At 58.1% G+C, this 561-nt stretch carries 1 rRNA gene; it reads right to left on the reverse strand.

The window, feature by feature from the left end:
- Nucleotides 1–561: ribosomal RNA gene (locus IEZ01_RS34500) — 23S ribosomal RNA — on the reverse strand; the annotation flags it as partial.

The following is a 561-nucleotide window of genomic DNA, read 5'->3' on the forward strand; positions in this document are numbered from 1 at the left end:
GCCTCGGTATTCTCTACCTGACCACCTGAGTCGGTTTAGGGTACGGGCCGCCATGAAACTCGCTAGAGGCTTTTCTCGACAGCATAGGATCATCCACTTCACCACAATCGGCTCGGCATCAGGTCTCAGGCTCATGTTGTGCGGATTTGCCTGCACAACGCCCTACACCCTTACCCCGGGACAACCACCGCCCGGGCTGGACTACCTTCCTGCGTCACCCCATCGCTTACCTACTACCACCTTGGGTCAGCGGCTCCACCACTTTCCTTTCCCCGAAGGGTCCGGAACGGCTTCACGGCCTTAGCATTAATGGGCTCGATATTGGGCGTTTCAAAGCGGGTACCGGAATATCAACCGGTTGTCCATCGACTACGCCTGTCGGCCTCGCCTTAGGTCCCGACTTACCCTGGGCAGATCAGCTTGACCCAGGAACCCTTAGTCAATCGGCGCACACGTTTCTCACGTGTGTATCGCTACTCATGCCTGCATTCTCACTCGTGAACCGTCCACAACTCGCTTCCGCGGCTGCTTCACCCGGCACACGACGCTCCCCTACCCATC

Source organism: Streptomyces purpureus, assembly GCF_014648195.1.
Taxonomy (GTDB): domain Bacteria; phylum Actinomycetota; class Actinomycetes; order Streptomycetales; family Streptomycetaceae; genus Streptomyces; species Streptomyces purpureus.